The 22,847-nt window shown below is 59.1% G+C and carries 20 protein-coding genes; 4 read left to right on the forward strand and 16 right to left on the reverse strand.

Annotated features, from left to right (window positions below):
• Positions 1-80 precede the first annotated feature (80 nt).
• From ACSQ3F_RS22825 to ACSQ3F_RS22845, 5 genes are all read right to left on the reverse strand, one after another.
• Complete coding sequence (locus ACSQ3F_RS22825) at positions 81-1,055, reverse strand: TRAP transporter substrate-binding protein (protein ID WP_436102508.1); 975 nt, start codon at positions 1,053-1,055, stop codon at positions 81-83.
• A gap of 60 nt (positions 1,056-1,115) precedes the next feature.
• Positions 1,116-1,997 carry an amidohydrolase family protein gene (locus tag ACSQ3F_RS22830; protein WP_436102509.1) on the reverse strand — a complete coding sequence of 294 codons (882 nt, stop codon included), beginning with the start codon at positions 1,995-1,997 and terminating at the stop codon, positions 1,116-1,118.
• A 1-nt stretch (position 1,998) separates the two neighbouring features.
• A complete protein-coding gene (locus ACSQ3F_RS22835; RefSeq protein ID WP_436102510.1) occupies positions 1,999-3,135 on the reverse strand; it encodes a mandelate racemase/muconate lactonizing enzyme family protein in 1,137 nt (378 codons plus the stop codon).
• A gap of 1 nt (position 3,136) precedes the next feature.
• Positions 3,137-4,042, reverse strand: coding sequence for a 5-dehydro-4-deoxyglucarate dehydratase (gene kdgD, locus ACSQ3F_RS22840; RefSeq protein WP_436102511.1), 906 nt, complete (start codon positions 4,040-4,042; stop codon positions 3,137-3,139).
• 69 nt (positions 4,043-4,111) lie between these two features.
• Positions 4,112-4,858 carry a FadR/GntR family transcriptional regulator gene (locus ACSQ3F_RS22845; RefSeq protein ID WP_436102512.1) on the reverse strand — a complete coding sequence of 249 codons (747 nt, stop codon included), beginning with the start codon at positions 4,856-4,858 and terminating at the stop codon, positions 4,112-4,114.
• A gap of 201 nt (positions 4,859-5,059) precedes the next feature.
• Here ACSQ3F_RS22845 and ACSQ3F_RS22850 point away from each other — a divergent pair, with 201 nt between their 5' ends.
• The 3 genes from ACSQ3F_RS22850 (at position 5,060) to ACSQ3F_RS22860 (ending at position 6,609) form a co-directional block, all read left to right on the forward strand.
• Positions 5,060-5,857: an NAD-dependent epimerase/dehydratase family protein gene (locus tag ACSQ3F_RS22850; RefSeq protein ID WP_436102834.1), complete on the forward strand. Its 798-nt coding sequence runs from the start codon at positions 5,060-5,062 to the stop codon at positions 5,855-5,857.
• A gap of 180 nt (positions 5,858-6,037) precedes the next feature.
• Positions 6,038-6,298, forward strand: coding sequence for a CopG family ribbon-helix-helix protein (locus ACSQ3F_RS22855; protein ID WP_436102513.1), 261 nt, complete (start codon positions 6,038-6,040; stop codon positions 6,296-6,298).
• Positions 6,295-6,609 carry a type II toxin-antitoxin system RelE/ParE family toxin gene (locus ACSQ3F_RS22860; RefSeq protein ID WP_436102514.1) on the forward strand — a complete coding sequence of 105 codons (315 nt, stop codon included), beginning with the start codon at positions 6,295-6,297 and terminating at the stop codon, positions 6,607-6,609. The genes ACSQ3F_RS22855 and ACSQ3F_RS22860 overlap by 4 nt, the downstream gene beginning before the upstream one ends.
• On the opposite strand, the gene ACSQ3F_RS22865 is transcribed toward ACSQ3F_RS22860, so the two are convergent.
• The 8 genes from ACSQ3F_RS22865 to ACSQ3F_RS22900 form a co-directional block, all read right to left on the reverse strand.
• Positions 6,606-6,827, reverse strand: a complete 222-nt coding sequence (locus tag ACSQ3F_RS22865; RefSeq protein ID WP_436102515.1) for a hypothetical protein — start codon at positions 6,825-6,827, stop codon at positions 6,606-6,608. The two genes, ACSQ3F_RS22860 and ACSQ3F_RS22865, sit on opposite strands and share 4 nt — an antisense overlap.
• Positions 6,824-7,117: a DUF1330 domain-containing protein gene (locus ACSQ3F_RS22870; RefSeq protein WP_436102516.1), complete on the reverse strand. Its 294-nt coding sequence runs from the start codon at positions 7,115-7,117 to the stop codon at positions 6,824-6,826. Before ACSQ3F_RS22870 ends, ACSQ3F_RS22865 begins: the two co-directional genes overlap by 4 nt.
• A gap of 672 nt (positions 7,118-7,789) precedes the next feature.
• A complete protein-coding gene (locus ACSQ3F_RS22875; RefSeq protein WP_436102835.1) occupies positions 7,790-9,106 on the reverse strand; it encodes an extracellular solute-binding protein in 1,317 nt (438 codons plus the stop codon).
• Between the two features lie 101 nt (positions 9,107-9,207).
• Positions 9,208-10,056, reverse strand: a complete 849-nt coding sequence (locus tag ACSQ3F_RS22880) for a carbohydrate ABC transporter permease (protein WP_436102517.1) — start codon at positions 10,054-10,056, stop codon at positions 9,208-9,210.
• Positions 10,053-10,988 carry a carbohydrate ABC transporter permease gene (locus ACSQ3F_RS22885; protein WP_436102518.1) on the reverse strand — a complete coding sequence of 312 codons (936 nt, stop codon included), beginning with the start codon at positions 10,986-10,988 and terminating at the stop codon, positions 10,053-10,055. The genes ACSQ3F_RS22880 and ACSQ3F_RS22885 overlap by 4 nt, the downstream gene beginning before the upstream one ends.
• Position 10,989: 1 nt before the next feature.
• Positions 10,990-12,081: an ABC transporter ATP-binding protein gene (locus tag ACSQ3F_RS22890; RefSeq protein ID WP_436102519.1), complete on the reverse strand. Its 1,092-nt coding sequence runs from the start codon at positions 12,079-12,081 to the stop codon at positions 10,990-10,992.
• 49 nt (positions 12,082-12,130) lie between these two features.
• On the reverse strand, positions 12,131-13,642 hold the full coding sequence (gene arfA, locus ACSQ3F_RS22895; RefSeq protein WP_436102520.1) for an arabinosylfuranosidase ArfA: 1,512 nt from the start codon (positions 13,640-13,642) through the stop codon (positions 12,131-12,133).
• A gap of 186 nt (positions 13,643-13,828) precedes the next feature.
• A complete protein-coding gene (locus ACSQ3F_RS22900; protein WP_436102521.1) occupies positions 13,829-14,755 on the reverse strand; it encodes an ArsR/SmtB family transcription factor in 927 nt (308 codons plus the stop codon).
• 204 nt (positions 14,756-14,959) lie between these two features.
• Here ACSQ3F_RS22900 and ACSQ3F_RS22905 point away from each other — a divergent pair, with 204 nt between their 5' ends.
• A complete protein-coding gene (locus tag ACSQ3F_RS22905) occupies positions 14,960-15,223 on the forward strand; it encodes a hypothetical protein (protein ID WP_438825853.1) in 264 nt (87 codons plus the stop codon).
• A gap of 93 nt (positions 15,224-15,316) precedes the next feature.
• On the opposite strand, the gene ACSQ3F_RS22910 is transcribed toward ACSQ3F_RS22905, so the two are convergent.
• The 3 genes from ACSQ3F_RS22910 to ACSQ3F_RS22920 form a co-directional block, all read right to left on the reverse strand.
• Complete coding sequence (locus tag ACSQ3F_RS22910) at positions 15,317-17,122, reverse strand: ABC transporter ATP-binding protein/permease (RefSeq protein WP_436102522.1); 1,806 nt, start codon at positions 17,120-17,122, stop codon at positions 15,317-15,319.
• 328 nt (positions 17,123-17,450) lie between these two features.
• Positions 17,451-20,618 (reverse strand): ATP-binding protein, encoded by a 3,168-nt coding sequence (locus ACSQ3F_RS22915; protein ID WP_436102523.1) that lies wholly within the window; start codon positions 20,616-20,618, stop codon positions 17,451-17,453.
• 129 nt (positions 20,619-20,747) lie between these two features.
• A complete protein-coding gene (locus ACSQ3F_RS22920; protein ID WP_436102524.1) occupies positions 20,748-22,844 on the reverse strand; it encodes a hypothetical protein in 2,097 nt (698 codons plus the stop codon).
• Positions 22,845-22,847 lie beyond the last annotated feature (3 nt).

The following is a 22,847-nucleotide window of genomic DNA, read 5'->3' on the forward strand; positions in this document are numbered from 1 at the left end:
CTAGGCTCCGGACGCCATCCAAATCGTTGTCCGGGAATGCAAGGCCAGCCCCGCCGCGGTAGCGGGGCTGGCCGAGATCGTCAGTTGATGGCGCGGATCCGCTCCAGCAGATCCTTCATCTGCGGGTCGGTGACGAAGCGGTCGTAGACCGGCTTCATCGCTGCCGAAAATTCCGCTTTGTCGACCGTGATCACGTTTGCGCCGGCTGCACGGACCTTTTCTTCCGAGGCCTTTTCGCGCGCGGTCCAGAGCTCGCGCATCTTTGCGACCGACTCTTTCGCTGCGTCCTTCAGGACCTTCTGATCGTCGGCGGAAAGCTTGTCCCAGCTGATCTTGGAGATGACGAGGATTTCCGGATTGAGCGAATGTTCCGTCAGCGTGTAGTTCTTCGCAACTTCAAAGTGGCGCGAGGATTCATAGGACGGCCAGTTGTTTTCCGCCGCATCCACCACGCCGGTCTCGAGCGACGAATAGACTTCGCCGAAGGGCATGGGCGTCGCATTGGCGCCGAAGGCTTCCATCATGGCAATCCACAGGTCGGATTGCTGCACGCGAACCTTCATGCCCTTGAGGTCTTCCAGTTTCTCGATCGGCTTCTTGGTCGAGTAAAAGGAGCGCGCACCGGAATCGTAGAACGCAAGACCGACAAGGCCATGCGGTTCGAAGGCGGCAAGCACCTCGTCGCCGATCGGACCATCGACGGTCTTGTGCATGTGCTCGGTCGAGCGAAACAGGAAGGGCAGGCCGAGCACCACGGTCTGCTGCACGAGGTTGTTGAAGGGGGCGGCATTGACACGGTTCATGTCGATGACGCCGAAGCGGGTCTGCTCGATCGTATCTTTCTCGGTGCCGAGTGCCGCGTTGTTCGTCACCTCGATCTTGATGCGGCCATTGGTACGCTGAGAGACGAGTTCGCCCATGTACTTGACCGCCTCGACCGTCGGATAACCGTCCGGGTGGATATCCGCCGACCGGAGCGTGATTTCCTGGGCGTGCACGGAAACGGCACTCAGGGCGACGCCCATGGCCAGGCAAAGCATTTTTGCAATCTTCATAGTTTCCTCCTCCTTTGAAATTGATGTCCGAGGTCTCCTCGCCCCGAACGCATGCAACAATCAGTCGACCCCGCTTGCGAAAGGGGGAAGGCCGTAGAGTTCTTCGGGATTGTTGATGAGCGCGAGCTTGCGTGCCGCCTCGTGAGGCAGCCAGCCAAGAACTATGTCGGTCAGATCGGCGTCGTCGGGATAATCCTCGCGGGTCTTCGCCAGATTGTGCGGCCAGTTGCTGCCCCAGACGATGCGCTCCGGCGCATGGGCCGCAATGCTGCGCGAAACGGCAGCTACGTCGGCATAATCGGGTCCGCCGCCCTTTGTGGATTCGTAGACGCCGGCGAACTTGAACCAGCATTTTCCGCCATCGATCAGCCGCTTGACGGCGGCAATCTCGGGTCCGTCGGACGTTGCACCGGAGAAGAATTTGCCATGGTGATCGAAGACCCAGCGAGATTTCAGCCTCTTCAGGCGCGCCTCGTGGTCGAGGATGTGGCTGCCGTCGAATTGCACCGCGATCATCCAGCCGCGCGCGGCGGCGCGATCGTCGATCGCCTCCAGCTCGCTCAGGCCGACAGCACCGCCCGGCAGATCCATGATGCGCGCGCCGACGATGCCGGCTGCGGAGAAGGCGTCGAGTTCTGCTTCTGATATGTCGCGGCCGAAAGCTGCGACACCGCGGGCGATCGGGCCCATGGCACCCAGGCAAGCAATCAGATTGGTGTTGTCGCGCTGATGGGCATTGCCCTGGGTGATGATCACCCGGTCGATGCCGAGCCAGTCCATCACCTGCCGGTATTGGGTCGCATCGGGCAGAGTGCCGGCTGGCAGGTCCGGTCCGCCGGGCCTTGCCGGGAATCCGGGCAGATACATGTGCATCTGGGTGTCCACCGTGCCTTTCGGCAAGGGTGTCTGCAGCGGACGGCCGGAAAGCGGGCGGACCAGCATCTCAGTCGTCCTTCATCCGGAACTCGGCAAGCGCATCGCGGTTGATCTCGATGCCGAGGCCCGGCCCATCGGGGATTTTGACCACCCCACGCACATGCTCGATCGGCGTCTTGACGACGGCCTGACGGAATGGGTTTTCGGTGCGATCGAATTCAAGGATCGGTTCGATCGGGTTGACCCGCACCGGGTTCGGAACCATCGCTGCCATGAACTGAAGGGCGGCTGCGATATGGACCGCCGTGCCCCACACGTGCGGGACAACGCGGATACCATTCAGCGCCGCCATGTCGGCCACGCGCTTTGCCTCGGTGAAGCCGCCGACACCGGCGAGATCGGGCTGGATGATATCGACCGCGCGCGTCTCGATCGGCTCGCGCATGCCCCAGCGGCTGTGCCAGGTTTCGCCGCCCGCAATGGGTATCGGCTGCTTGGCACGCACTTCGCGATAGGCGCCGAGCTGCTCAGGCACCACCGGCTCCTCGAACCAGTCGATGTCGTATTCGGCAGCCTTGCGCCCAAGTTTGATCGCTTCCAGCGGGTCATAGCCGTGATTGGCATCCACCATCAGCCGCATGTCGGGGCCGACCGCCTCGCGCACGGCGCGAATGACGGCCAGATCTTCCTTGACGCCGAAACCGATTTTCATCTTGCTGGCGTGGAACCCCTCGGAGTGGTAGCGCGCCGCATCAGTGGCATTGTCGGCGACCCGGTCGACGCCGTCGCGCTTGAAGCTGCCCGTCGCATAGGCCCTGACCTCTTCGCGGAAACGTCCGCCGAGCAGCATCGAGACCGGCGCGCCGAAATGCCTGCCCTTGATGTCCCAGAGCGCGATATCGATGCCGGACAGGGCGGTCACTGCCAGACCGCGCTGCCCCTGGTCGCGCAGCGCATTGTAGAGACGGGCCCAGATTTTTTCGGTCTCGAGCGGATTTGCGCCGATGAGCCACGGCTTGTAGGCGGCGACGACTGCGGCGTTGGGCCGGGCAGGGCCGAGGCATTCGCCCCAGCCGGTGGTGCCGTCATCGCAGACGATCTCGACCAGAACATGCGCGCGGCGGTCGAAGCGCATCGAGGCGCTTTCAAAGGGCACCGCCAGCCGGTATTCGAGCAGATGCGTATGGACGGCCGCGATTTTCATCCTAGCGCTTCCAGGGTGCGATGAGTTTTTCGAGCATCGCTTCTTCTTCCGCCGTCAGATCGTCGAGGGGAGGGCGGACCTTGCCGGCGTCAAAGCCCTGCAGGCGCACGCCGGCCTTCACCGCCGCGACCGCATAGCCCTTGCGCCGGCTGCGGATCGCCATGAACGGGTAGAAAAAGTCCTTGAGGATCGCTTCGCAGCGCGCCCTGTCGCCGCCGCGCAGAGCCTTGTAGAACTCGACGGCAAGCGCCGGCACGAAATTGAAGACCGCGGAGGAGTAGGTGGTGAAGCCAGCCCCGAGATAGGCTTCTGCGAAAAGCTCTGCCGTCGGCATTCCGCCGAGATAGGTGAGGCGATCGCCCATGGTGGCGGTAATCTGGCGGATAAGCCCGATGTCACCCGTGCCGTCCTTGAAGCCCACCAGATTAGGACATTCGTCGCAGAGACGCTTCAGCGTATCGACGCCGAGGATCGAATTGTCGCGGTTATAGACCATAACGCCGATGCCGACGGACTGGCAGATGCGCTTTACATGGGCGTAGAGGCCCTCCTGCGGCGCATCGATCAGATAGTGCGGCAGAAGCAGAATGCCGTCGGCACCTGCCTTCTCGACCGAGCGCGCAAGTTCGACGGCGACCTCGGTACCATAGCCGCAACCGGAGACGATCGCGGTTTTTCCAGCGGCTTCCTTCGCCGCCCTGACCACGTTCGGAACTTCTTGAGGGGAGAGCGAGAAGAACTCGCCGGTCCCGCCAGCCGCAAAAAGGACCGGGGCGTCGTAGCTCGAGAGCCATTCGACGTGGCGCTGGTAGCTTTTGGCCTGGAATTTTCCCTCCGCGTCGAAATGCGTCACGGGAAAGGACAACAGCCCCGCGCCAAGCGTGGCTTTGATCTCTTGCGGCGTCATACTGGATTTCCTCTGTCTGCCTCCTCTGGCAAACCTGTCATACATGTATGACAAGATGGAGTCAATAACTTATCGTACAGGTTGGCGCTGTTCGCGCAGCAATGCCCTGTAGCGTGCCTGGCTGCCGCGCAAGTGCCGGCGCATGGCGTCGCGGGCCCCCTCTTCGTCGCCGTTCGATATGGCGGCGACGATGTCGTTGTGCTCGTCGTCGAGCAGCGCGATGTAGGCCCGCTGGTCGGTCTCTGTGTCGTCCTTGCGCAGTGCCGCGCGCGGAATGACGTTTTGCCCGATCATCGCCAGGAATTCCCGAAAGCGCGGGTTGTTGGTCGCCTCGGCGATGGCAAGGTGCAGGGCGAAATCAGCCTCGGCGCTCGAGACCCCGGCGTTCAGGCAGGCGCGCACCGCATAATGACGTTCGATGATGACCTCCTCTTGCGCCGGCGACCGCCGCAGGGCGGCAAGCCCGGCTGCTTCGACTTCGACCGCGGTGCGCAGTTCCAGTAGTTCAATCGTCGAGGAGACGCGCGCGGGATCGATATCCTGCAGCGAAAGCAGCGAGGAGGGGGGCGTGGGCGATGTCTCCAGGACGAAGACGCCGGCGCCCTGGCGGGCTTCGACCAGCCGGTCGGCGCGAAGGGCGGCGATCGCCTCGCGCACGACAGTGCGGCTGACGCCATGGGTCTCTGACAACCGTGCTTCACTTGGCAATTTGCTTCCTGGGGGGAACTGGCCGGCGGCGATCGCTCGTCTCAGCGTATCGCCGAGCCGTGCCGTCAATGTGCCTGTTACCGGCTCGGATCTTGCCTGAACGCTCATCGGAGCTCCTTCCTTCGCGCTATGCGCCATGCCGCCAAGAGAATGCCTGGATACTTGTCTGTCAAGTTGACGGAAATCCTCGCAATATATGCGCCTTGTTGACGGTGGTTTGTCAACCTGTATGATGACTTTTGGGGTGAACTTGGCCCGCGATAGCGGATTTCATGCAGTAGGCATGCAGAAATCATGGAGGATACGGATTTGAAGCGACTGCTGATCACGGGGGCTGCCGGTGGGCTGGGCAGAGCGATGCGCGCAAGAATGGCGAAGCTCGCCGACATGGTGCGCGTTTCGGATATCGCCGATCTCGGCGTTGCAGCGCCACATGAGGAACTGGTGACCTGCGACCTCGGCGACGCCGCGGCCGTGCACAGCCTCGTCGAAGGCTGCGATGGCATCCTTCATCTCGGCGGCATCTCGGTCGAGGACAAGTTCTCGAAGATCATGAATGCCAACCTTTTGGGGCTCTACAATCTCTACGAAGCGGCCCGCGCCCATGGCTATCCACGTATTCTCTTTGCAAGTTCCAACCATACCGTCGGCTTCTATCGACAGGACGAGCAAATCGATGCGACCGCGCCGATGCGACCGGATGGGCTCTACGGCGTATCGAAATGCTTCGGCGAGGCGCTGGCCCGCATGTATTTCGAAAAATTCGGACAGGAGACGGCGCTTGTGCGGATCGGCAGTTGCATGGAAAGGCCGACGAACCACCGCATGCTGTCGACATGGATGTCCTACGACGATTTCGATGCGTTGATCGACTGCGTCTTCCGCGCGCCGATGCTTGGCTGCCCGATCATCTGGGGCGTCTCGGACAACGACAGCCGCTGGTGGGACAATTCACACGCCGCCTATCTCGGCTGGCGTCCCCGCGACAATGCGGAACGCTTCCGGGCCGAGTTGGAGGCAGGAGCGTCGCGCCCGGCACCCTCCGCGCCTCTGGCGCTCTATCAAGGCGGGCAGTTCACGCAGGATCCGATTTTCGCGGAAGAATGAGCGGGTCAGCCATGAAAAGCAGGGTGGCTGAACATTTTGGCGTTAACAGCACCATTGCGCACGAAAGCAGTCATTCAGTTTTGCGGAGACCAAAAAAAGGCCTTTGATGCGGGAGGAGTGGTTGGCCTCGAGTGTCGAGTGTGCTAAGATGTACACAAATTGACACAAAGGAACATTGCAATGGCTGGTAGCTCTACCATGACGATCCGTGTTTCTACCGAGGTTAAGGCAAAGCTCGAACGGCTTGCCGATGATACCAGGCGCAGCAAATCTTTCCTCGCTGGCGAGGCCGTTTCGGCTTATGTCGAGCGAGAGCTTGCCATAATCGAAGGTATCAAGCGTGGCATGGCTGATGTTGAGGGCGGGCGCGTCGTAGCGCATGATGATGCCATGGCTGAAGTCTATGCCGCGATCGATGACGTGAAGGCCGGCCGGGCGTGATGCGGCCTGTTCAATGGTCCCGTGACGCGCTGGATGATCTGAAGGCTCAGATCGTTCACATTGCCGCTGAAAACTCTCTCGCCGCGAAAAGCGTCGCCGATCGTATCAGGGATACTGGAAACGCCATTGGCGAGATGGCGACCGGTAGGCCTGGCCGGATATCCGGCACCTATGAAAAAGTCGTCGTCGGCTTGCCTTACATCATTGCCTATTCGATCACCGCCAAAGGCGGACGGGAGACGATCTCCGTCCTACGTGTCATTCACACATCGCGCGATTGGCCGGATGAGGAATGGCCGGGATCAATTTAGATGCCTGCATTTCGCATCAAGTCGTCCAACGCTTCGCCATAGGACATGCCAGTGTCGTTACAATATTGCTTGAAGCGATTGATGACATCGATTGGCGCTCTTGCGAACGCCTGATCCAAGGGCTCGCTCGTTTTACGTACGCGTTTAATACGCTGCACCTGCTCGCGGCTTTGAAAGCAGCTCATCGAAAGCGCGATCGGCGGCACAGATGTTGTCAAAACGCGACGCCTTCAAGCGCGATGATCCTCGTCCTGGCGCACTGCTCGCGGATGGCTTTGAGCCGACTGTACTCTGGCGAATTGTACCAGCCCATCAGTGCCGCCATGTCTGGAAACTCGATGATGACTAGGCGGTGCGGCTCCCAGTCGCCTTCGAGCACTTTGGTCGCGCCGCCGCGCCCCAGGTAGCGACCACCATAACGTTGCTCGGTCGCTACCACATCCCGTTTGTACTCTTCGAAAGCATCCGCGTCCAACACATCGACATCTGCAATCAGATGAGCGGCCACAGCTGAATTCCTCCGCTAACAAGCTTGCTCAGCATACGCTTGCAGCCGGTTCGTGCTGACTTATGGGCCATGCGCGTGAGGCCCGAGCTACTTGCGAGGATAACCCGGGCCTCGGGTCGCTTCTGTCCACATATGGTGGCAGCGACCTGTGGAGGCTCGGCCCCGGCGAAAGACAAAACCCCCAGCCGACCCAAAAAGGGTGGCCCTCATGGATCAGCCATCAAAGTTTAGCAATATCTAATATATTAGCAACGTCCAAGGAAATCATCATCATGGGTGGGACAAAGGTGCCTAGGCCATCCATAAGGCGCGGGGTTGATCATCAATCCGGATGGCCACCCCAAAATGGCCCGCAGCACGACTGCCGGGCTGGTGGGAACCGCCACAGCTTTCAATCAAGGCGGGCAGTTTACGCAGGATCCGATTTTCACGGAAGAGTGAGCGGGGCGATTGTGAAAATCACGGCGCCTGAACCGCCGCCACGCAGAGTGGCGGCAAAGCTCTGCTCCACGGAAAATTCCAGTTCTGAATGGCCTGATTATGGGACACGGATCACAATTCCTGCATCCTAAGTTGTCCAGTCCAAAAAGTCGTACAAAACGAGCGCCCGCGGCAACTGACACGGGCGCTCGAATTCGCAGCGGCCTCCGGAGAGCCGACGCGTCAGGGAGCTTAGAGATTAGTGAGCAGCTCGTTGATCCGGGTTTCGGCATCGGCAAGGGCTGCGTCGGTGTCCTTTTGGCCGGTTTCTGCAGCGTTCATTTCCTCGCCGACGATGTCCTGGATTGCGAACCGGCGCTGCACGGCCGACGGCAGAGGACGGCCCAGAGCGGCAAGCGGCGCCAGTGTATCGCGGTGCGGCAGTGCTTTGAAGGCGTCAGATGCGAGTACCGCCTTGTAAGCAGGCAGATGGCCGGTGCGCGACCATTCGAAATCATTGTCGGCGAAGAACTTCAGGAACTTGCCGATGGCGGCCAGCTGTTCCGGGGTGCGCTCCTTCTGCGAGACAGCCCAGCTATGGCCGTCGGCATATTGCGCCTGGTCGCCCGCGAAAAGCTGCGGGAACGGGTAGACGGCATAACCGCCTGCATTCAGCGCTGTGCCTGCCTTTTCGGAGGCCGCGGTATAATCGCCAATGACCCAGGTGCCGTTCAGATGCACGCCACCATCACCGGCCAGAAACGCATTGATGCCTGTTCCGTAGTCGAGGTTCGGGGTAATATCGCCGCTCGTATAGAGCGTCCGGAACATTTCGACGACCTTCTTGGCTTCCGGCGTATTCAGCTTGACATGCTTCGGATCAGCGAAGAAATCGGAGTTCTGCTGGAAGAGATAGCTATAGAGATTCCAGGCCAAATTGGCGGTCTCGTTCGCCGTCGGCTGGATGAAATATGGCTTGCCTGTCCTTTCCTTGAACTGCTTGGCTTCGGCCAGAAGCTCGTCCACGCTCGTCGGCAGTTTTGGAGTGCCGTCGGCATTGACGAGTTCAGCTTTCTTGAAAAGGTCCATATTGATGTGGAACAGCAGGCTCCATGTGTCGATCGGCAGACCGTAGATCTTGCCGTCATCCTTGGTGACGCCGTTGCGAGCTGCATCCGTGAAACTGTCTGGCGTGACACCGACCGACATCAGCACGTCGTCAAGCGGCAGTAGCAGGCCCTTGGACTGGTAGTCCGACAGCACGGATTCATGGATGGTGACGATATCAGGTGCGTCGCCCGACGCGAACTGGGCGGTCAACTGATCATAACCCGGCCACTCCACAGTGGTGACGGACACGTGCACATCCGGATTGTCGGCATTGAACTTGTTGATCATCGAGGTGATGATCCCGCATTCGCCAACGGCCTTGGTGACATCGGTGTTGGTGCCGAAATCGGCGTCACAGGCACCGAAAAAGCGCTGCACGGTCAGTTCCGTCGCTGCAAAGCTTGGACTTGCGAGCATCATTACGCCCGCAGAGACTGCGGTAAGCAGTATTGTTTTCATTTTCATATCAGTTCCTCCTACTGAGTTTCCACCACTCCACCCTGGACTGGCTTCATTCTTCGTCGCTGCGGCCATCCCTCTCGACCGTCAGGCAATTTTCGCTATCGCACCGCAGCACCAGAGACGGCCGTGACGATGTATTTCTGGAAAAAGAGGTAGATGACCAGGATCGGCGCGCCGGCGAACACTGCCTGCGCCATCAGGAAGCCGATGCCCTCCGACTGGGCGAAATTTGTCTGTGTCGAGGCCATGCCGACCGTCAGCGTGAACATGTCCTTCTTGGTCGCCGAGATCAGCGGCCAGAAGTAATCGTTCCATGCACCGAGGAAGGTGAAGATGCCAAGGGTTGCCTGAGCCGGCACGGTGAGCGGCAGAAGCACCTTCCAGAAAATTCTAAAGCGGCCGGCATTGTCCAGCATGGCGGCTTCGTCCAGCTCCTTCGGGATGGCTCTGAAATACTGAGTCATCAGGAAGACGCCAAACGAAGTCGACAGGCCGGGGAGAATGAGGCCGTGATAGGTGTTGTGAAATTTCAGCATGCTGAAGATCTGATGGCGGGCGACCAATACTGCCTGTTCGGGCACGGCCAGGCCAAAGAGCACGATCACGAACAGGGTGTTGCGGCCAGGGAAGTTCAGCCGGGCAAAGCCGTAGCCCGCCAGCGACGACAGGATCAGCGTGCCGAGGGTGAGGCCACCCGAGACGATGATGCTGTTGAGCACCCAACGGAACACCGACGATGTGCCGATGGTATTGATGTAGTTCTTCAGCGTATAGGGCGCATGGAACACCGAATTCGGATTGGCCATCAGCTCGGCATTTTCCTTCAGCGACAGGCCGATGACCCACAGAACCGGTGAAATCATGATGATCGAGAGCAGGATGACGAGGGTCAGCAACACGCGGTCGCCGAAGGCTCGTCCCTTGATGGAAGTGGCTGGAGCGCTCATGCCTGATCTCCCTTGTTGCGGGTGACGACGTATTGGGCCATGGCCGCAATCAGGATGAGGACGAAGAGGATTTCGGAGGCCGCGGCACCCATGCCGAGATCCCAGCGACGGAACGCAGTATCATAGATGTAGAGCACGATCGGCTTGGTCATGTTGTTCGGGCCGCCGCGCGTCATCAGCCAGGCCTGGCCAAACAGCTGGAATTGCAGCACGATCTGTATGATGATCACCAGGATGAAGGTGCGTTTGATCGACGGCAGGGTAATGGACCGCAGCGTCTGCCAGCGATTGGCATTATCGAGCGCGGCTGCTTCGTAAATATCCTGCGGGATCTGCTGGAGCGCCGACAGAAACAACATCATCGGCAGGCCGATGCACCACCAGATCGTGGCAATGGCAATGCCGATCATCGCTATGCTGGGATCGGAGATGAATGCCGGGGCGGTTGCGCCGAACCATCCGTAGATCGTCGACAGCAGGCCGACATTCGGAATGTAGACGATCCGCCAGATCAGCGTAACGATGGTGACCGACAGCACCGAGGAGGAGAAAAACAGAGTCCGCAGCACGGCGGCAGTGCGCGTGCGGCGATTGAGGCAAAGCGCGAGAAAAAGGCCGATAAGCGCCAGCGTCGGCACCGTTAGCAGCACGAAATAGAAGGTATTCCAGACCGATTGCAGGAAGACCTTGTCGTGAAAGAGCCTGACATAGTTGTCGAGGCCGACAAACCTGCCGGTCGAGAAAGTATCCGCCTTGTGGAAGCTCAGCCACATGCCCCAGAAAAGCGGGAAGATGAGCAGCGTCGTGAAGAAGAAAAGGAACGGTGCGACGAAAACGAAGTTTCGCCATTGCGACGAGTAGATATTGGCGCTTGGGACCCTGACGCCGGCGGCCGGCGCTGCGGTCTCTCGGATCGTCAGCTGGTCAGCCATATCAGGCCTCCCTCGCATGCCAGGCGCGCCCGGTTTCATTGAAGAGATGCGATTTCCTGCCATCGAAGGCGAGGCCGACCGTGTCGCCAACGGCAACGCGGCTGTTGCCGACGTCGGAGGCGACGATGATCTGGCCATTGCTGAGGCGGGCATAGACCAGCGTGCGTTCGCCAAGACGCTCCAGCACATCGACCTTGCCGTTGACATTGCCCTGGCCGGTTGGCGCGATGCGCACATCTTCAGAGCGGACACCAAATGTATGAGCGCCATCGACGACCTGGTTTGAGGCGATATAGGTGGCGATAACCGTGCTGTCGGCGAATTTCACGGTAACGACGTCGCCGGATTTATCGATCGTGACATCGACGAAATTCATCGCCGGTGCGCCGACGAAGCCTGCAACGAACTTGGTCGCTGGGCGCTCATAGATCTCCATCGGCGAACCGATCTGCTCGATCTTGCGATTGTTCATAACGACGATACGGTCGGCGAGCGTCATCGCCTCCACCTGATCGTGGGTGACGAAGATCATCGTCGATTGCAGGCGCTGGTGAAGCTGGGCGAGTTCTATGCGAGTGCGGGTGCGGAGGGCCGCATCGAGATTGGAGAGCGGCTCGTCGAACAGGAAGGCTTTCGGCTCCTTGACGATGGCGCGGCCGATGGCGACTCGCTGGCGCTGGCCGCCGGAGAGCTGTCCGGGTTTGCGCTCGAGCAGGTGCGGCATTTCGAGGATACGAGCCGCCTCGGCAATGCGCGCATCGATCACGTCGCGCGCCACGCCGATATTGTCGAGGCCGAAGGCCATGTTGTCGCGCACCGTCATGTGCGGATAGAGCGCATAGGACTGGAACACCATGGCAATGCCGCGCCTGCCGGGAGGCAGGTGGTCGATGCGCTCGCCGTTGATGGCGATCTCGCCCCTATCAACAGTTTCAAGCCCGGCGATCATGCGGAGAAGGGTTGATTTCCCACAACCCGACGGTCCAAGGAACACGATGAATTCGCGCGCCTTGATGGAGAGCGACAGGTCATCCAGCACCGTCATGGCACCGAACTGCTTGCTCACATTCCTGATTTCGATATTTGCGGTCACGTCGACGCTCCTCCTCAGCGCATACACCGTCTCGATGGTTTGCCTGAAATCAGAGCTTCAGGCGGATCATCTGATAGGAATAGGCCGGCAGCGACAGGCTGAGCTTGCCGTCCGTCACCTTGGCGTTCGCACCCTTTTTGGGGCCGACATTGGAAGGATTTTCGGACGAATTGACGGCTTTTAGATCCGCATGCGTCATCACCTGATGGTCAACGATATCAGCCGTGCCGAAGCCGGTCAGGTCGATCACAGTTTCAATTGCGTCATTCGCATGCCGGTTGATGGCAAAAAAGGTCACATGGCTGGTTTCTGTGTCATGCACCCCAGTGACGTCGACATAGGCAACGTCGCCTGCAACGGTGGAGTTGTAGGTCGGGCTTTCGACCTTGAGGTCCAGCGCATTGCCGCGGCCATAGATCGAGGCATAAAAATAGGGGTAGAAGGTCGTCTGGCGCCATGCCGGGCCGTTCGGAACGGTCATGATCGGGGCGATGACATTGACCAGCTGCGCGAGGCAGGCGATCTTGACGACATCGGCACGACGGATGAAGGTGTTGAGGATCAGGCCGACCTGCAGCACGTCCTCGAAATTGTAGATGTCTTCGAGCAGCGGCGGGGCGAAGGGCCAGCCGTCATCGCCGCCGAGGATCTTCTCGTCCTGCTCCTTGGAATGATACCAGACGTTCCATTCGTCGAACGAGATATAGACCTGCTTGTTGGAGCGCTTCTTGGCCTTGATGTAGTCGATAACGCCTGCGACCGAGACGATATAAGCATCGAGCTTCTCGCTCATGGCGAGATAGTTCGGCGTGTCGTTCGCCTCGTTGTCGAAATACATGTGCAGGGAGATATAATCGACCTCGTTGTAGGTATGGTCGAGAACGGTCGCTTCCCATTCGGGATAGGTCGGCATCTTGGCGTTGGACGAGCCGCAGACGACAAGTTCGAGCGACTTGTCGAAGGCGCGCATGGCTTTCGCGGTCTCATGGGCGAGGCGGCCATATTCGTCGGCGGTCTTGTGGCCGATCTGCCAGGGCCCGTCCATCTCGTTGCCGAGGCACCAGAGCTTGACGTTGTAGGGGTCCTTGCGGCCGTTGGCGATGCGCTTGTCGCTCCACTCGCTGCCGCCGGGATGATTGGTGTATTCGAGGAAGTTGCGGGCTTCGTCGAGGCCGCGCGAGCCGAGATTGACGGCGAGCATCATTTCGGTGTTGGCGGACACGCACCAGTCGGCGAATTCGTGCAGGCCGACTTCGTTGCTTTCCGACGTGTGCCAAGCCAGATCGAGGCGCACCGGACGTTCTTCCTTAGGGCCGACGCCGTCTTCCCAGTTGTAGGCCGAGACGAAGTTGCCGCCGGGATAGCGGACGATCGGAACGTTGAGTTCCTTGACGAGGTCGATGACGTCCTGGCGCATACCGTTGGCGTCCGCCGTCGGGTGACCGGGCTCATAGATGCCCGAGTAAACTGCGCGTCCCAGATGCTCGATAAAGGATCCGTAGAGTCTCGGGTCGATTTCCGAGACAATATAGCGCGGATGTGCCGTAACGGCCGCCTTCATTGGATACCTCCCAATTCATATCACAAGTGATGATGTAAATCATCTTGTTTGATATTAAAGGCCAAGAATTGGGCTGAGGTCAAGGCGTCAAGAAGAAAAAGTATGATAATTTAGGCGGAAAAGCGCTCAATATTCCCCTAGAACGCTGTGTTTGCTCATTTATTTTTAATATCAAAAAGTCGGATATCAAGCTGTCTTCAGCCGCAACAGGATGTCCTGATCATAGTTGCCAAAACCCTTGCCGAAAATGTTAATGCCGCCCGGATGGGCCGCATTCTCGTAGACGCCGATGCGCAGCCGAATCGAATGGTGGTTGGCAAGATCGAGTTCTGTGATCGTCACATCGGATATCCTGACGCCATCGACATACGTGCCGTCCCTGGCGATGCGCCAGTTCTTCAGCTTGCCGTATTGCGAGCCCTTGAGTTTCCACCAAACAGGGGTAAAGACGCCGCGCTTGTCGCCGAAATCGCCCGGAGACATCCAGACGCCGACATCCTTGCCGTTGATCGTCAGGGTGATGTCGGAAGGCCAGTCGGCGCTGGTGCCGGGCACCTCCGAACTCAGCTCCATGACGACCTCGATTTCCTGGATTTCCATGTTGGAGAGCTTGGCATTGTTGGGAAATTGATACTCGACGAAGCCACGGGTGAACCATAGCAAACCGGCCTTCATCCGGTCTGGATCGAGAAAGGCGTTGGGCACATCGAGGAGACCAATAATACCCTCGGGAGAGCAGAGGCCGCATGGCGCAGTCACCTCGAAACCAGTGTAGAGGCCGATCGGCATGGACACCTCGATCGTGTCCTTGCGCATCTCGCGATACTCGCTTTTGAAGACGACCAGCACTTCCTCGGCGGTGGGGTAGCAGATCTTCTGGTTGCCCTTCCTAGCTTTCTGGTTTTCAGTGCGGATCAATCCGCAATCTTCTAGCACCTGGATGTTGGTGGAGACCGTCGATTGCGGTAGCAACAGGACGTTAGCGATGTCGTTGACATTCATCGGGCCCTTTTCATGCAGCAGCTTGAGCATCTGGACGCGGACGGACGAGGCCAGGCCCTTGAGTACAGCTAACCCTTCTTCAGGCTCAATGACGAGGAAATTTCTGCTCATGCGGGAGACCTGCGCTAAACGAGGCAATTTTAAATGTTTCATATCAGACATTTCGATATATACAATCGTAGCAACTTCGGCAATGAACTGCTTTTTTTGAATTCCAGTGGGTATTCATCTTGAATCAAGCGGCCTCTGTTGTGCAATTGCCGATACTTGGCATGCATCCCATGCTCCACGAGGCTCGCAGAGACCACTGTCCCGATGGGTGACATCGCCAGCGCCGTCGTTAATTTGTCAATTTCCAGTAAGACATCGCCCGGCGACTTCGGCGACCGGCGCGGCATGTATTCGCCACGCTGGTGGAAGCTCAGCGGGACCATCAAGAGCCTTGGTGTAGCCGATCACCACTCCATCCGTTTTCGGATCGGTATCGACGAAACAGCCGAAAACGCCGGCGGCTTGAACATTTTCGGCAAGGGTTTCGGGGATTTCGACCAGGATATCGTTATGTCGATCTTCTTTTGAGGAAGTGGCTTGAGCTGGAGGATGTTGAGCTCATCAGCACATCACCCAGGCTCTTGGCCCATCGTGGCTAAATCAAATTTTCCCTCGGCTCTATCACCCTATCTGAGGGTCATGTGTGCGCAGGCTTTTCGGCCTGAGCAGCCGCAGCGATCTGCCTGTCGGATCGCTGTGCAGTTGCAGCACGCGTGTGAAGAAACGATTGCCCGGTTCCATCCGGCCGATATTTACAACAGCCGCATTGCCAAGTTGCTGCTCCAGGAATGTCAAAACCGTGTGGTATGCATCAGTTTCCAACGTGTCGAGCGCCTCGTCTATGATGATCCAGCGCGGTTTGTGCAGGCCAAGCCGGGCAATGGCAAGAAGCCTCAGCTCAAGCTCGTTGAGTTTCAGTGTTGTCCGCATGTCCTGGTCGAGGCGACCGCTCAACTTGCCGAGACCGACCTTGGACAGAACCGCCGCGAGGTCCGCTTTGCGGAACCTGTCCGGGTTTTTCGGATAGGAGAGAACCTCTTGCAGTGTGCCGGGCGGGAAATAGGGCGTTCGCGGTACGAAGGCGATGTCATCTCCTTCGGGAAGCGAGATGCGTCCGTCTCCCCAGGGCCATAGGCCGGCGATGGAACGGAAAAACGGCGCCTTTTCCACGTCCGGGGCGCCGGTCACGAGCACGCGATCGCCGGGGCCGATTTCCACGTGCGGTTCCGCAAGCTTGATGCATCCGGAGGGGACAGCAATCTCAAGGTGATCGATCGTCAATCGAGGGCCATGCGCTTTGGCAAAGTCTATGCGTTTGTCGTTCTCGTGCCGCTCATCGGTCATCAGTATTGCGGAACGGAAGGCGGCCACTCTGAGGAGCGTCGCCCGCCAATCGGCAATGGTGTCGATATTGTCGACGAACCACCGGAGCGATACATGCACCTGGTTGAAGGCGCCGACGGCCATCATCAAGCCGCCGAAACTCAGGTCGCCGGCGAAATAGACCGGAGCCGCGATCACGATCGGCGCGATAACGGTGACCCATCCATAGCCGGACGTTACCCATGTCAGCCGGGTCAGCGCGAGCATCAGGCTGTGGCTGATTTCGAGAACCGATGAAAGGTCGCGCTGGAGCCGGTGTTTCTCGTTCGCCTCGCCGGCTGAAAGCGAGACTGCCTCAATGTGTTCGTTGACCCGCATCAACGAGAAGCGCAGGACGGCTTCCCGGGCGTAATGTTCGCCGTTGAGCTTGACCAAGGGGCGCCCGACGAACCAACTCAAAGTCGCCGCCGTGCCGGCATAGAGGAAGGCAGCCCAAACCATGTAGCCCGGAATATTGATATCATAACCGCTGATATGGAAGATGAAGCCGGCTGAAAGCGACCACAAGACACCGACGAAGCTGACGAGGAGAATGCCCGACTGAAACAGGCCGATGGAGAGGCCTGCCGTCATGTCGGCGAGATGGCGCGCATCCTCGTGTACCCGCTGGTCAGGATTGATACCGATGGCGCCGGCATTGGCGAGACGAAAGGCGCGCGCGGGTTTCATCCACTCGTTGATCAGGTCGAGCGTCAGGCCTTCCCGCAGCTTGATCCTGATCCACTGGTTGAGCCAGGTTTGCAGCACGTTGAGGATCAGAAGCCCGCCGGCAATCTCGGCAAAGACGACCAGTTGCAGCAGGAAGGCCGAGAGGTCGCGCCGCTCCAGCGTGTCGTAGAATGCCTTGTACCATCTGTTGAGCAGAATTTGGCCGAAAGCCGTCGCCACGATGAGGACCGCGATTCCAACCGCGAGCCATGTAATCACATTGCGGACAGGCGAGGCGATGAAGGCCCGCCGCATCATCCGCAATTGATTGCGAAACGACTGCTCGTCGTCGGCATCTGCCTCTCCATTGTTTTTACCGCTCTTTTGGTGTGGCATCGGCGAGGTCTCCAGCATGGTCTTGCGTCTAAGGTATAGCGCGCCTTGAGCGCTATTCTAAGCGTATCAGCAAATGAAGGGCTGAGACTGGTCAACGGATCCGCGTTTTTCAGCCACCCGGTCGATCCTGAGAATGGATTCGACGTGGTTTTTGATCCGCCTCATTGGGCGCTTTTATGGAGCGAGCGTGAAATCCTGCGACTAAGCTGCATTAACGCGCCGGTCCGGCGCTTGAGCCCAGGGACCGAAAATGACTTCTGGCGTGTTTGGTAGGCTTCAGCAGCCCGTTTCAAGGTCGAATACGTGTAACGACTTGCCACCGATAATCTCAAACTGAAAACTGCGACAATTTGGCGAGACTTTCCAGTGTCTTGCGCTCCCAGTTTGCGGCGCCCTGGTTGCGCGCAAACGCGATGGCCTCCTGAAACGAACCTTCGATACCTGCTGCTGCCGGATCGGTCCGAAGTTGCACTTCTGCCTTGAGCCTCAACAGCTCGGCGGTAAAATAATGTTCGCCCGTATGGCTGACGAGATCGAGCGCCTGGTTGAGCGTGGAGTCGGCGTTCTCGATATCGCCTGTTTCGAGATAGCAGTCGGCAAGCAGTCCAAGATAGCAGGATTTATCGATTTCTTGCTCGCCGAGATTGTCACACGTCTTGCGCATCTTCTCCAAGCCGCGCAAATCGCCATCCGTTCGGGCCATGATCAACCCTTGGAAGAACGAAGCTATATTCAGCCACATGCGAAATCCATTCTCTTGTGCAAGCGGGATCAATTCGCCGATCATTTCCCGCAGTGGGCTGATGTCGTTGCGAAGGGCCATGAGAATGCAGCCATTGCCGAGGCAGGCTGCAAGCCTATAGGCGGAATGCTGGCGCGCGTTGATTTCGGCGGCGCGATACAGTTGCAGTGCGGCCTCATCGGAGCCGGCCAGTTGCAGTGTCCACGAAAGGTAGAGCATAGCCATGCTTGGGAAGTCGCTTCCGATCTCGGCCGCGCGGGCCTCGTATTGAAGCGATTTTTCGAGGTGCTCGCGGGCTTCCCTGATATGCCCCTGGGCGAACAGGCTCATGCCCTTGAACTGTAGCCCCAGCACGAGCGCCTTGAGGTTGTTGCGGTTTTTTCCAATGTCAAGCAACTGGTCGCTCGCCCATACGGCGTCCGCGAAATGAGCAGAGTTGAAAGCAGTACCGAACAACCCGTCAAGTGCGCGGATTGGCGCATCGGAATTCTGCAATTTCTTGCTTAGACGCATAACACTTCGGTATGCCGCGCGTCCCTCGGGTGTGACCCCGAAGGTGGCGTAGAGCACGTCGCCGCGCTCCAGCTCGAGCCGCAATTCCTTCCGGTCGCGCTCGACAGAAGCGGGCAGCTTGGCAAGGCATGCCAGCCCATTTGCAAACATGTTTGCTGCCTCCACCTTGGCCCAGGTCTTGCCCATATTGAGCCCGGCAGTCAGCCAGCTGTCGGCCGCCTGTTCGAACAACTCGGCCTCGGCGAAGTGCTGGGCGAGTACTTCAGGATGCTCCGCCGCCAACTTGGGATGGATACGTTCGAGGGCCTCTGCGACTTTCTTGTGGAGTTCGCGGCATCTTTCGTGCAGCAGCGTATCATGCGCGGCCTCCTGCAACAGCGCGTGTGTGAATGTGTAGTATTGTCCGCTGGTTGCCAATTGCGGTGAAATCAGTCCGGACGATGTAAGATGCCGCAGCGTCGAATTCAGAGCGGTGGCCGAAAGGTCGCAAAGGTGGGCAAGCAGATTGAGATCGAATTCGCGTCCGATCACGGAGGCAATTTGGGCTATGGTCTTGCCGGAACCGAGTTTGTCCAGCCGAGAGAGCAGCGAGGACTGCAGTGAACTGGGAACCCCGACTGCAGGTCTCTTCGAACCTGGCTCGACACGGTCGAAGGAGAGCCCGGTCTCCAAAGCGGCACGCGCCAGTTCCTCGACATAGAGCGGCACACCTTCCGCCCGGCTGAGAACCGAGATGCTGGTTTCGTCCGGCAGGTTTTTGCCTTTGGCAATGCTGGTAACCAGCGTCTGGGCCTCGGCGTCGTTCAGTCGTTCCAACCTTATGTCATGCAGGTTTCCCGGCTCCGGGTGTGTCCGCAGTGATTTTTCGCGCGTGGTGATCAGGATGAGCATCGGAAAGGAGGTCGCTTCCCCGATGAGCGTTTCCAGAACCGCGCCCGACGAGGGATCGATCCATTGTTCGTCCTCGATCGACAGCAGCACCGGACTGATCCGCGAGACGGAATGCAGCCAGTCGATTAGGATCCTGTGTGACACATCCCGCTGCTGTGTGGATGTCAGTTCGGAGGCCAGGTAGCGCGTCTGGTCGATGGACAGCAATCCTGCAAATATCGGCATGGAATCGGACAGGGCAACATCGCTCAGTGCGAGAACCCCTTCCAGTTTTTCCAGACTTACTTTGGCCGGATCGTTGGCGTGCATGCCGGCATAGCGCTTGAGAAGCGTGAGGAAGGGGAACAGGGCAGTGTTGGAATAGGCGCTCGAGCACTGGAGCGTCAAATAGGTGCATCGCGGGATGCGGCGCTGGACTTCGAAAATCAGACGAGACTTTCCGATCCCGGGTTCGCCGGAGATCAAGGCAGTCTCGCCGCGATGGTCGGCAGCCATCCTATGCCAAAGTTCGAGCAAACGGGTCATTTCCCGGCGACGGCCGACCAGTTCGGTCAAGCGTGTCCGCTTTGCAAACCGGTTCTCGAGGACGCGCGGTTTTTCGACCCGCCAAACCCGCACCTGGTCGGAAAAACCCTTCAATGATTGCGGACCGAGATCGGTAAAGACGAATGCGCCGGATGCGGTCTCGTAGGTCTTTTGGTCCGTTAGTATCGTTTGCGGATCGGCGAGTGTCTGGAGCCGCTGCGCCAGGTTGGGAATGGACCCCAACGCGACCGTGGACACGCCGGCTGGCGCGCCGAGAAAATCTCCGACAACGACCAAGCCGCTGGCCACTCCGATACGAACCTGCAAGGGCGGCCCATCCGGCACTGGTATGCGAGGCACGAGGTTGAGAATGTCGAATGCGAGCTCAAGCGCCCGTTCCGCGTCGTCCTCCTCCGCTATCGGGTATCCGAACAGGGCCTGGAGAGCATCGCCGATATAGTTTGTGGCAATGCCGTTATGGCTTTTTACAGCGCTGGAGCACCGTGCCAGATAGGTGCGCGTCAATTTGCTGAAGTCTTCCGGATCCATCCGAACCGCATATTCGGTTGAACCGACCAGATCGCAAAACAGGATCGTCAACTGGCGGCGCTCGACTGTTGTCGGGGGCAATCTGCTGCCATCGTCTTCCTTGAGCAGTTCGATACCCGCGAGAATTTTCCTGCGTGGCCCCAAAGGGATCCGCATTTCCCGCAGATCCTGGTCCGACAGGAGACGAAGGCTGTCGAAGTCAATCTGGCATTCAGCGAATGTATCGGCGAGGTGGTCGAGCCTCAGTTGACCCAGCCATTTCCTGACGTCTTCCATCGAGACCCCCAGTGGAGCAGCTATGCCCTCGATTACTCTACTTTCGGGTATCTTTTAGCGAACGATAACATACCAGGGCGTTGTTCGCGAAGCCGTTGGCAGGCTCACGGCATGAACAGCCACAGACGTTCAATCGCATCGTATGTCGGCGTATAGGAGCTGCCCCTTTTCCCCATATGCCGCGTCGCTCTGATCGAAGCAGATCCTCTTGGGAAGAAGACGGACCAAGTATCGTCTGCCGCATTGGGCCGGCAGGTCTATCCTGAACTTGCGCAAACCAGTCGAGGGTGTCGGCTCGGTAAACTTTGCGTGGCCGAAATAGGAGGCATTCCGGATAAGCAAAGCGGTGCCGGAGGCGCCAATTTCGCCGTCTATGGCAGTGAAATTCTTGCCTTTCGCTTCATCCAGATCTGGATAGTCGCTTACTGGTGGAGCCCGCCCCGATTGCGGGATGTCTGCCGTCTTCACGGCCATATTGAAGCGAACGTCGTCCCTCTGTGGGACATCGCCATAACTGTTGAGATAGCTCCAGCTCACGCGAAGCAGGCGGTCTGCACCAATCTCGCCGGCCGGTAATGGAAGCACGGCCGCGGAGATGTTCGCAGGCTCGGAACCGTCGCCCGATCCGGGGGCGGGGCAGGCGGTGTAGAGGGGACGATAGCCGCATTCGGCGGCCCCCGCTCCCCAAAGGCAATTGCTCAGCTTCTGCCAATCCGCGGAACCAATTTCCGGTGCCGCGGACGACAGATCGTTGCCATGGTAGGGCAGCATCCAGGGATGGATCTTACCCGGACCCGAGCGCAGCGCCCAGGCCGTCCGATGAGAGTTGATCTCGCTTAATTTCATCCGTTCTGCCCGCACTTGCAGAAGTTGGGCCCAGGTCGGGTCCGCGACAAACGGCTCCTGTGCAACCGCATCCGGCGCGAAGCGCTGCCCCGTGACCTGCGTCGTCAATGTGTGGCATTCTGTGCAATTTCCCGTGGGGTCACGGACCGTCCTGGCTTGGCGAAGCTCGGCGCCGTAGGTGCCGGTGTAGCCTGAGCCGATGACGCGGAACGGTCTTTGCTCGTTACGGGACGTTGCGGGAAGATGGTCGCCGAGGCTGAAGGCGGCCGCTTGCTGGCCGTGAGCCCCGGCGCGATAGCCTACCCGCGCAAGCCCGATATGGGGCGCGACGACGTAGGCGTTCTTGTTGTCATGACAGGCCGAGCATTGAACCTGGAACGTCGGATCGTAAAGCGCCTCTGCGCGCGCGCGGCCGTCGTGATCGGAGTAGGAACGGCCGCCAGGCGGAACAAATCGCTGCGACCAGTCGAATTCGGCTCTGTCCTTTCGTCCGTCAAAGAACACGATCTCGCCTGTCTTCCGGTTGAAGCCGATTGTTCCCACCCGGGCGAACTTCGGGTTTGATTTCTGCCAGTAGGGGTCAGGCTCGATCCCCAGATGCGACGTCGATTTGCGGCAGAAGGTCAGCCATTCCACATTGCCTTTCACCACGCGGTTCAGCCGCGAGTTCATGCCGCAATAGCTGACGTTGCCGGCAAGCGAAGGCTTGTCGCATTGCGCGATGCTGGACGTCCATTTGACGATTTCGCCATCCACATTGCGGTGTTCGAATTCCAGCGGATGACCCGCCTTGCCGGGATTGGGCTTCAGGTCCACGATATTGCCCTCAACCTCCAGAGGGATCGTCTTCGCCGTATCGGCGGCGCAGTCCCCGTCGGGGATCGGGCCGAACACGGCGCGTGCTTCGTCACCGAATCTCGTGACCACATTGTTACTGGCAGATGCAGGTTCCCACAAGAAATCGCCATTCCAGCGCCGCGCAATCGTCGCAAACGCGCTGGCCACGCCCCCCGGGCCGTTTGTGCTCGTGAGCCGGATAGTGGCCTTTCCAGGCTTTGCGGCCAGTTGGACCAATTGCCGGCAAAGCTGGAAGGCCTGCAGGCTCCGGATATAGTCGCGGTGTTTCTCGTTTTGCGGAAGAACCTCGGCAATAGGTCCGGCCGGCGGCGACGGAGCCGTACAACCTGTTAGCCTGTCGCAACGGTCGATGCCGTCGCAAGCCGAGCCGCCGCCCGCTCTTGCGGCCTCACCGGCCATCTGCGAGCCAATCCGATAAATTTCGGCCGTGCTCGTTGGCTTTGGCAAGGGCCAGGTGAAGCCTATCGACAAGCCCGCTGCCGCTATGGGGACCAAAATAAAGCCGATGCTCCTCAAGGCCATCTC

Origin of the sequence: Pararhizobium sp. LjRoot238 (genome assembly GCF_964252955.1) — a bacterium.
GTDB lineage: Bacteria > Pseudomonadota > Alphaproteobacteria > Rhizobiales > Rhizobiaceae > Pararhizobium.